The organism is Aquitalea sp. S1-19 (assembly GCF_024343515.1).
The window spans coordinates 1-9595 of the sequence record NZ_RJTZ01000111.1 but is presented as its reverse complement, the minus strand read 5'-3'; the positions used below and the strand labels follow the sequence as shown (position 1 = coordinate 9595).

The 9595-nt window shown below is 60.3% G+C and carries 6 protein-coding genes; 2 read left to right on the top strand and 4 right to left on the bottom strand.

Going from position 1 to position 9595, the window contains the following annotated elements:
• From EGI20_RS14425 to EGI20_RS14410, 4 genes are all read right to left on the bottom strand, one after another.
• Positions 1-1559 (bottom strand): PHA/PHB synthase family protein (locus EGI20_RS14425; RefSeq protein WP_498632316.1); only part of this gene is annotated, 1559 nt, incomplete at its 3' end.
• 179 nt (positions 1560-1738) lie between these two features.
• Positions 1739-2890 carry an HD-GYP domain-containing protein gene (locus EGI20_RS14420; protein ID WP_498632315.1) on the bottom strand — a complete coding sequence of 384 codons (1152 nt, stop codon included), beginning with the start codon at positions 2888-2890 and terminating at the stop codon, positions 1739-1741.
• A gap of 62 nt (positions 2891-2952) precedes the next feature.
• Entirely contained in the window at positions 2953-6894 is a 3942-nt protein-coding gene (gene hrpA / locus EGI20_RS14415) for an ATP-dependent RNA helicase HrpA (RefSeq protein ID WP_498632313.1), read from the bottom strand.
• Positions 6895-6963: 69 nt separating this feature from the next.
• Positions 6964-7692, bottom strand: a complete 729-nt coding sequence (locus EGI20_RS14410) for a DUF8198 family protein (RefSeq protein WP_498632312.1) — start codon at positions 7690-7692, stop codon at positions 6964-6966.
• Between the two features lie 86 nt (positions 7693-7778).
• On the opposite strand from EGI20_RS14410, the gene EGI20_RS14405 reads away from it, so the two are divergent.
• Together EGI20_RS14405 and EGI20_RS14400 are read left to right on the top strand one after the other, a co-directional pair.
• Positions 7779-8063, top strand: a complete 285-nt coding sequence (locus tag EGI20_RS14405; protein ID WP_498632311.1) for a polyhydroxyalkanoic acid system family protein — start codon at positions 7779-7781, stop codon at positions 8061-8063.
• Between the two features lie 44 nt (positions 8064-8107).
• Positions 8108-9565, top strand: a complete 1458-nt coding sequence (locus tag EGI20_RS14400; RefSeq protein ID WP_498632310.1) for a wax ester/triacylglycerol synthase family O-acyltransferase — start codon at positions 8108-8110, stop codon at positions 9563-9565.
• Positions 9566-9595: the final 30 nt, after the last annotated feature.

Here is a 9595-nt window from a genome sequence, read left to right as displayed (position 1 = left end):
TGTGCCAGGTTGTCGTTCACCCAGTAGTTGCGCTTGTCCTTGGTGACCGGATTGATTGCGCCGGCGATATGGCCGGAGGCGCCCAGTACGAAGCGTTTTTCTGCCACGCCCCTGAGGTAAGGCAGACCGGCATAGGCGGATTGCCACGGTACGATATGGTCTTCGCGCGCGGCAAAAATATAGACCGGAATGTCGATCTGGCCGACGTCGACTTTTTCGCCCAGAAGGGTGATGGAGCCGGGACGGGTCAGCGCGTTATTGAGGTAGAACTCGCGCAGGAAGAAAGTGTGCATAGGCAGCGGCAGATCGACCGAGTCGTTGTTCCAGTACAGAAGGTCGAACGGTGGCGGGGTCTTGCCCAGCATGTAGTTGTTGACTACATAGTTCCAGATCAGATCGTTGGCGCGCAAGGAGGCAAAGGTACGGCCGATTTCCTTGCCGCTGATGATGCCGCCTTGTGCGGCTCTGGCTTCGCGCTTGGTGACCAGTTTTTCGTCGATCATGACTTTGACTTCGCCCGGCTCGGCGTGGTCGATCAGGCTGGTCATGAAAATGGCGTTGTCTATGGTCTTGATGCCCTTGGCTTTCATCACGGCCAGTGCCGTGGTCAGCAGTACGCCGCCGATACAGAAGCCCAGCGCGTTGATGCTGTCCTGCTTGCTGATTTCACGCACCACATCGGTGGCGGCAAAGATGCCTTTTTCCAGATAGGTGTCCCAGGTGAAGTGCTTCATCTCCACATTGGCCGAGCGCCAGGAAACCAGGAAGACGCGGTAACCCTGGGCCACAAAGTGGCGCACCATGGAGTTTTCCGGCTGCAAATCCATCAGGTAGTACTTGTTGACGCAAGGTGGCACGATCAGCAGCGGCTTTTCATGGACCTTGGCCGTGGTCGGCGTGTACTGGATCAGCTCGATCAGTTCGTTGCGAAAGACCACCTTGCCCGGCGTGGTGGCAATATTGACGCCGATTTCGAACTTGCTCTCGTCCGACATCGAAATATGGCCTTTTTCGATATCGGACATCATGTTTTTCATGCCCTCGACCAGACTCTCGCCTTTGGTCTCGATCGCGCGCTTGATCACCTCGGGGTTGGTCAGCATGAAGTTGGTCGGTGCCATGGCATCGATATACTGGCGGGTAGCGAAAGCCAGCTTTTCTTTTTCATCCTCCGCCATCTGCGATTTGTCGACCAGTTCGGTCATCCATTTTGAGGTCAGCAGATAGCTTTGCTTGATAAAGCCGTAGAAGGGATGGTCGTTCCACTCCGGGGATGAAAAGCGGCGGTCGCTGCTTTTGCCCGCTTCGGCGGCCGGAGCGGCTTGTCCCAGAAACTGCATCCACATATTCAGCTGCTGCTGGTACAGATTGGTCTGCATTTCGATGAACTGGTTGGCTCCCGTCATCATTTGCTGCCAGTTCTGGGTCAGCTGGGCCATGTCCATGCCTTGGGCCTGGGTGCCGGATACCGCATTGACAAACTGCTGCATCCACTTCTGGTTGGCTTCGGTCAGTCCGTTAAAAAACTGGTCCAGCGCGGCCGGGTTCTCTTGTGTCATTTGTTCTCCTGTTCTTGTTGCTCGACATGGGCAAAGGGGCAGCCATTACTGGCTACAGGGTAACAACTAGCTATGACAAAGTCACATCCGTACGCGTGCAAGGGGTATTGCTGTCTCCGAGTGTTGGTTTTGTGCACTTGCACACTGCTGCGGGAGGCCTTGCCGGCGTCAAACCGGCTTCAGTCCTCGCGGCGGCAGCGCCATAAAGAGGCGAGATAAGCCGTGCGTACCCCTGCACAGGATGCACTGACGCTGGCGCTGACGGCAAATTGCGCCAGACGGGTTTCGCGCAGCAAGGGTGCTGCATAAGGTGCCTGATCTTCTTTGCGCAAGGCCGCGACATAAGGCTCGTTGACCTTGTCACGACGCGCGACAACGACGGCGATTTCGCCATTGACCAGACGGACAAAGCTGCCTGGCGGATAGATGCCCATTTCCTTGACCAGCAAGGCGGTGTATTGGGCATCCAGCAAAGTTTCGCGGTCGCGGAAAATCTGTGCCAGTGCCTGCTGTGACAAGAGCGCCTGACGGTAACTGCGCGGCGTGAGCTTGGCCGCTGTCAAATCGGCCAGATGGATCAGGTGGGCCTGAGTCGGAATGTCGGGGCGCAAGAGCCCCAGCGGGTAGCCGCTGCCATCCCAGTGCTCGTGATGGCTTTGTACCAGCGTATGCCAATGCTCATCGGTGACGCCGGCGGCGCGCAAAATGGCCGAACCCAATACCGGATGGATGGCGATTTGTTCACGCTGTTCCGGGCGTAAACGGGTTTCCTGGCTGTGCAGGCTGTCCATCAGCGGCGCGATGGCGATATTCATGGTCAGCGCGGCGCATAGCAATGTATTGGCTTCCGCCTCTGGCAACTCCAGACGGCGCGAGATCAGTGCCAGCAAAATGGCGACATGCACACTGTGCATGGCGCTGTAGCGGATGACGGGAGCCAGAAGCAGTGCGGCAATCATGGCGTCCGGCATGAACGCGGCAAGATCGGCCAGTTCGGCCGCCAGCTTGCGCACGCGGGCAGTAAAATCTGGCAACTGCAGCGCCTGTTGCTGCAGATAGTCCAGCCGTTTGGCCGCATGCAGCAGCTCTTCGAACGGATTGATTTCGCGCGCCTCGGGTCGCGCCTGGGCCGCAGGCGGCGCAGGCACTTCGCCCGCCTGGCCGGTTTGTGCTGCCGCGTGCAGCAACAGGCGCGCGCGCTGCGCGTCGGTCAGGACATAGTGGCCGCGGCCAAGCAGGAGCATGCCGTTTTGCGCATACATATTGAACGGCAGGGCTTCGCCTACCTTGACCGCCGACTCCAGCAGCTTGTTGCTACTTGCCTGTTCCATCTTGCACTTCCTAAGGCCGGGTACGGTAATGGCCGGCCCGCCTTATCTGCGGTTAAAAGGGGTCAGTTTGCCGGCAAGCTTGCCCAGTCTTTCATCAGGCGCTTAAGCGAAACCGGATACGGGGTTTTCAATTCCTGTGCAAACAGGCCGACGCGCAGTTCTTCAATTTTCCAGCGGAACAGCAGCAGCTCTTCCGACGGCTCGCCCTTGTCGCTGTCTTCGGCTACACGGCTTTGCCATAGCTGCAGCAACTGGCGAACCTCGGCGCCGCGCTGGCCATCGCGCTGCGGATTGCTGACCTGCTTTTCCATGCGTAGAGTCATTGCCTTCATATAGCGCGGAATCTGCGACAGCTGGCTCCATGGCGTGGCCAGCAGGAAGCCCTTGTAAACCAGCGCATCGAGCTGGCCCTTAAGCTCGCTGCCCAGCTTGTGCTTGGCCAGACGGGCCGTGAGTGGCAGGTATTCGCCGGCGATCTGGTTAAGGTAGGACATGACAGCCTGGGTGACAGCCGGCAAGCGGGTGCGCGCGCGCGCCTTTTGCTCGTTGAATGCTTTTTCGCTGCGCGGTGCCTCGTCGTCGCCGATAAAGGCACGGTCGCAAATACACGCAATCGCATCTTGCAACAGATCGTCGGCATTGGCGACGCCGCGTAGCTGCAGCGCCACCTGAGTAAAGCCGGACGGACCTTTGCCCAGCTGCTTCATCTGCTCTTTCAGCTGCAGTTGCAGCAGGCGGACCACGCCCTTGCGGTGGGCGCGGCGGGCGGCAAGCTCGGTGTCGTACAGGCGGATGGCCACCTTGCCTTCGGCTTCCAGCGTGAGGGCCGGGTAGCCGGTGAGTTGCTGGCGGGCGCGGGCAAACTGGATGCACTCGGGCAGATCGCCGAAGTCCCAGGTGGTGACATCGTCGCGCTCGAATTCGGCGCTGGTGTCGCGAAAGGTGAGTTGCGCCGCCTGGCCGAACTGCTTTTGCAGTGCAGCGAGGTCGCGGCCCATACCGATTTCCTGCTTGCCGTCATCGATGATGCGGAAATTGAACAAAAGATGGGCCGGCAGCGGGTGGGCATCGAAATCAACCGGCTCGACTTTCACGCCACCGGTTTCGCGCAGGATAAAGCGCGCCAGTTGCGGCGCGATGGCCTGGCTTTCGTCTGGTTGCGACGACAGGAAGCGGGTAACAAAGTCCGGCACCGGCACGCAGTTGCGCCGCACCTGTTTGGGCAGGTTCTTGATCAGTGCGGTGAGCTTGTCGCGCAACATGCCCGGCACCAGCCATTCAAACGGCGCGGCCTCCAGCCGGTTGAGGCTGGCTAGCGGCACATCGACCGTGACGCCGTCCAGTACATGATTGGGCTCGAAGCGGTATCTTAAGCGCATGCGCCCGTCTGCATGTTCCAGCCATTCCGGGAACTGGTTGACGGTCACGTGTTGCGCCGCGTGGCGCATCAGCTCTTCCCGCGTGAGATAGAGTATCTTGGGCTCGGCCTGTTCGGCCTGCTTGCGCCAGGCTTCAAAGCTGGCGGCATCGGTCACCGTTGCCGGGATCTTTTCGGCGTAAAAGTCGTACAGCGCGTCCTCGTCCACCAGCACATCCTGACGGCGCGCTTTGTGTTCCAGTTGCTCCACATCGCGGATCAGCTGGGCGTTGCGCTGGAAGAAGGGCGCGTTGCTGCTGTATTCCATCGCCACCAGCGCGCCCTTGATAAACAGCTCGCGCGCCTCTTCCGGCGCGATGCGGCCATAGCTGACCGGACGTTTGGCAACCAGAGTCAGACCGTACAGGGTGACGCGTTCGCTGGCGACGACTTCGCCGCGCGCCTTGTCCCAGTGCGGCTCGAAATAATGGTATTTCACCAGGTGCTGCGCCAGGCCTTCTATCCATTCGGGCTCTATCTTGCCGACGCAGCGCGCATACAGGCGGCTGGTTTCGACAATCTCGGCCGCGACCACCCATTTGGGTTTGGCCTTTTTCAGTCCCGAGCCTGGGAAAACATGGAAATGCACGCCGCGTGTGCCGGTGTAGTCATCGCCTTCCAGCGCCTTCTGGCCGATATTGCCGATCAGGCCGGTGAGCAGGGCCTTGTGCAATTGCTCGAACGCGATGGCATCCAGCTGTTTTTTCTTCTTGTCGGAAAGCTGGGCATCGGACACGGCAGCGTGGCTGTGCGCCGCCTCGCGCGTGATCAAGCGCATATCGCTGGCGATTTCGGCCAGCTGGGCATGCAGCTCGCGCCACTCGCGCATCCGGAGGTGGGACAGGAAGTGGGTGTGGCATACATCCAGCAACTGGCGGTTGGATTTTTTGTGTTTGAGTGCGTCCTGGAAAAAATCCCACAGATAGAGGAAGGACAAAAAGTCAGACTTGTCGTCGGCAAAGCGCGCCTGCGCGCGCTCGGCCGCTTCGCGCGCATCGAACGGGCGCTCGCGCGGGTCCTGAATGGACAGGGCGGCGGCGATAATCAGCACTTCGCGTACACAGCCGTAGTCGCGCCCGGCCAGGAGCATGCGGCCAATCTTGGGGTCGACCGGAATGCGCGCCAGCTCCTGGCCGACGGCGGTGAGTTCGCTCTTGTCGTTGACTGCGCCCAGCTCCTGCAGCACCTGATAGCCGTCGGCGATCAGCCCCTTGGACGGGGCTTCGATAAAGGGGAAGGCGTCGACCTTGCCCAGACGCAAGGACGCCATGCGCAGGATGACGGCGGCGAGGTTGGAGCGCACGATTTCGGGATCGGTAAATTCGGCGCGGGCATTGAAATCGTCTTCCGAATACAGGCGCACGCAGATGCCTGCCTCGACCCGGCCGCAACGCCCGGCGCGCTGGCGCGCGGCAGCTTGCGAGATTTTTTCTACCAGCAGCTGTTCGACCTTGGCGCGCGGGCTGTAGCGCTTGAGCCGCGCGAGGCCGGTGTCGATTACATAGCGGATGCCGGGTACGGTGAGCGAGGTTTCGGCCACGTTGGTGGCGAGCACCACGCGCCGGCCACCCGAGGGACGGAAGATTTTCTGCTGGTCTTCATTGGACAGGCGGGCAAACAGCGGCAGGATTTCATAGCCGCGGATGCCGGCCTTACGCAGCTTTTCTGCCGTATCACGGATTTCGCGCTCGCCCGGCAAAAACACCAGAATATCGCCTGCGCCCTGGCGCGAGATTTCATCGACGGCGCTGGCGATGGCGTCTTCCATCTCGACTTCGCGCTCGTCCTCGTCGCGCTCCTTGAGCGGGCGGTAGCGCACTTCGACCGGATAGGTGCGTCCCGACACTTCGATCACCGGCGCACCGTCGAAATGGCGCGAGAAACGGTCGGCATCGATGGTGGCCGAGGTGACGATGACCTTGAGGTCGGGCCGGCGCGGCAGCATCTGCTTGAGATAACCCAGCAGGAAATCGATGTTCAGGCTGCGCTCGTGCGCTTCGTCGATGATGATTGTGTCGTAGGCTTCCAGATAGCGGTCGGTCTGGGTCTCGGCCAGCAAAATGCCGTCGGTCATCAGCTTGATCACGGAACGTTCGGACAGTTTGTCGTTGAAGCGCACTTTGAAGCCGACATGCTCGCCCAGGGGCGTGCCCAGTTCGTCGGCGATGCGGCTGGCAACCGAGCGTGCCGCCAGACGTCGCGGCTGGGTATGGCCGATCAGGCCATGGACGCCGCGCCCCAGTTCGATACAGATTTTGGGCAGCTGGGTGGTTTTGCCCGAACCGGTTTCGCCGCACAGGATAATGACCTGATGCTCGGCGATGGCCGTGCGGATTTCGTCGCGCCTGAGGTTGACCGGCAGCGCATCGTCAAAGCGCGGCTTGGGCAGATGTTCGCGCCGGCTGGCAACCTTGGCCTGCGAGCGCGAGATAGCGGCGCGGCTGTCATCCAGTAGCCGTTTTGCGTCCTGGCCCTTTTTCAGACGCTGCTCGGCATCGGAGAGCTTGCGGCGCAGGCCGTGGCGGTCGCGGATCAGACAGTCGGCAAGGGATTTTTTCAGTTCGGCAACAAGGGCTAAGGCAGACATGCGCTCTATCGGTAGGGATGGACTAAGGCGGCGATTATAGCAGCGCAGGCCGGCGCTTTGCCCGCTCGCTTACAAGCCGTCGCTGCCGCCGGAAAAGAGTGCCTCCATCAGTGCCGCTTCGCGTGCTGCAATGGTGGCGAGGAATTCAGCGGCGCCTTGCATATGGCGAAAGCTCTGGTAGCCGCGGCTTAAAAAGCGGTGCAGGTCGGCAAGGCCGGCAAGTCTGGCCGGGCCGGCCATCATCTGCAGGCTGAGTCCCAGCAGCGGTTTTTGGGTGAGATGATCCAGCGTGTGGCCGATTTCGCTCATCAGCCAGATCTGGCGCACGCGTTCGGCCGGGTTGTTGCAGTCGCGATAGGCGCGGGCATAGCGTGTTGCATCCAGCGCGGTGTCATTGCCCAGTTGTGCCAGCATGGCGTTATCCAGGGTTTCGGACAGGGCATCCATTTCCAGCGCATGTGCCAGCACACGCAAGCCTGAGGCCGGCAGCAGCTTTTCCAGCGTCGGCATGATGCGTTCGACTTCGTTGTCGCGCTCGCTTGCATCATGCGTGCCGTAAAGCTCCTGCAGGAAGAAACTGGCCGCCGGCGCATAGCGCTCGCTGTCCAGCAAATCGGCATAGGTGCGAGCCAGCCGTTCGGACTGCCAGGCGCGCAGTGCCAGACGGGCTTGTGCATATTGTGGCCGGCTGCGCGCGGCCTCGCGCAAGCTGCGGGCCAGCGTCAGTTTGCTGTCCAGTTGTGCAAGCCAAAAAGCCTTGTCGTCTTCGTGCTGGCTATCCAGTGAGTGCTCGCTCATAACCCTGCCCGCTATCGTGATTTGGAAAATTCAAGGCTTAAATTTATGCTTTTGCCATTGCCTGTTCGCCGCATTATACTGCGCCAATGAGTGAAATTCTGGTTATTCGTCGTCACGGTTTAAGCCGGGCAGACGCCAAACAGGCGGCCGAAGCGATTGCGCAGGCGCTGGCCGATGAACATGCGCTGGCATATGAGTGGGTGGACGAGCTTGTCCTGCATTTTATGCGCAGCGGCGTGAATGGCTCCTTGTTGCTGGATGAGGGGCAGGTGACTGTCCGGGTGCGGCTGGGCTGGCTGCTCATTCCGTTCAAGTCTGCTTTGGAAGATGCAATTCACGACTATTTTGATCAACACTTTAGCGAGCACTGAGTGTCTGCCAGTTGCTATTGCTTGAATTCCACCGGAGTCTGCTAATGGCAATGTGTAGTCCTATTTCCCACGTCGATACTGCGTGGTTGCGCATGGATAGTCCGCATAATCTGATGCAGATTGTCGGCGTGATGATTTTTGACGGTGAGCTGGATCAGGCCAGCTTACGCCAGAGCATCAGCGAGCGCATGCTGCGCTATGACCGTTTCCGTCAGATCGCCCTATCTGAAAACGGCCGTTATTTCTGGCATGAAGATCCCGATTTCGATCTGGACCAGCACCTGAAACGGGCTATTTTGCCCGGCGATGGGGGGAAAGAGGCGCTACAGGCTTTTGCCGCCGATCTGTGTGCAACACCATTGAATCCGCACCGCCCGCTGTGGGAGATGCATCTGGTAAATACCAAGCTGGGCGGGCAGGCGCTGATTGTGCGCATCCACCATGCAATCGGTGACGGACTTGCGCTGGTCGATGTCCTGCTGTCGATGATGGATGACGCAAGCGGTGTGTCCGGTGGCGGGGCCGAGCCGCGCAAACTGCCGGATAAGCGCAAGGATGGGGGCGAGCGGCACTTCCTCGATATGATTTGGGCACCGGTCAGCACCGCGATGCTGACTTCGATGAAAGTGTCGAGCAATTTATGGCTCAAATACATGGAGCTGGTCAGTAATCCGCGTAAGGCGATGGACTATATCGGCATTGGCTACGATGTTGCGGCGGAAGCGGCCAAGCTTGCCTTGATGGCCAATGATTCGCCGACCCGGCTCAAGGGCAAGCCCGGCCCGGTCAAGCGTGTTGCCTGGTCCGAGCCTTTACCTTTGCCCGAAGTGAAGGCGGTCGGGCGGGTGCTGTCCTGTTCGGTCAACGATATGCTGCTTTCTGCTGCCGCCGGCGCCATCCGTGCCTATCTGCTGGCCAAGGGCGATCCGGTCGAAGGGCTTGAAGTCAGGGTGATGGTGCCGGTCAATCTGCGCGGCGAGGGAGACCGGGGGACGCTGGGCAACCGCTTTGGTCTGGTGGCGCTGGAGTTGCCGGTCGGCATCGCCAACCCGCTTGCGCGCCTGTATACGGTGCGCGAGCGCATGGAGGCGCTCAAAGGCTCTTATCAGGCTGTGCTGGCGCTGGGTATTCTGGGCGTGGTGGGCATGGCGCCTAAGCTTGTGCAGCAGCAGATACTCGATCTGCTGGCCAATAAGACCAGCGCGGTGATGACGAATGTGCCGGGGCCGCAAAAGAGCCTGTATCTGGGCGGCGCACGGCTGGCACAGCCCATGTTCTGGGTGCCGCAGTCGGGCAATATCGGCGTTGGCGTGTCCATTCTGTCCTACGACGGCAATGTGCAGATTGGTCTGGTTACCGACAAGGGGCTGATACCGGACCCTGAACATATTGCGAACCGTTTCAACGACGAATTCAGCCAGCTTCTGCTTTTGGTGCTGATGGAGCCGCCTGAGCGGCTGGCCGACCCCGAGGCGGTGGAGGCTGCACTCAGGGCCGGCTGATTGCCTTACTCTTCCAGCTCGGCGCGGGCG

Excerpts from the sequence above, each read along its gene's own strand:
- EGI20_RS14420 (WP_498632315.1), bottom strand. The coding sequence starts at position 2,890 with ATGGAACAGGCAAGTAGCAACAAGCTGCTGGAGTCGGCGGTCAAGGTA.
- hrpA (WP_498632313.1), bottom strand. The coding sequence starts at position 6,894 with ATGTCTGCCTTAGCCCTTGTTGCCGAACTGAAAAAATCCCTTGCCGAC.
- EGI20_RS14410 (WP_498632312.1), bottom strand. The coding sequence starts at position 7,692 with ATGAGCGAGCACTCACTGGATAGCCAGCACGAAGACGACAAGGCTTTT.
- EGI20_RS14405 (WP_498632311.1), top strand. The coding sequence starts at position 7,779 with ATGAGTGAAATTCTGGTTATTCGTCGTCACGGTTTAAGCCGGGCAGAC.
- EGI20_RS14400 (WP_498632310.1), top strand. The coding sequence starts at position 8,108 with ATGGCAATGTGTAGTCCTATTTCCCACGTCGATACTGCGTGGTTGCGC.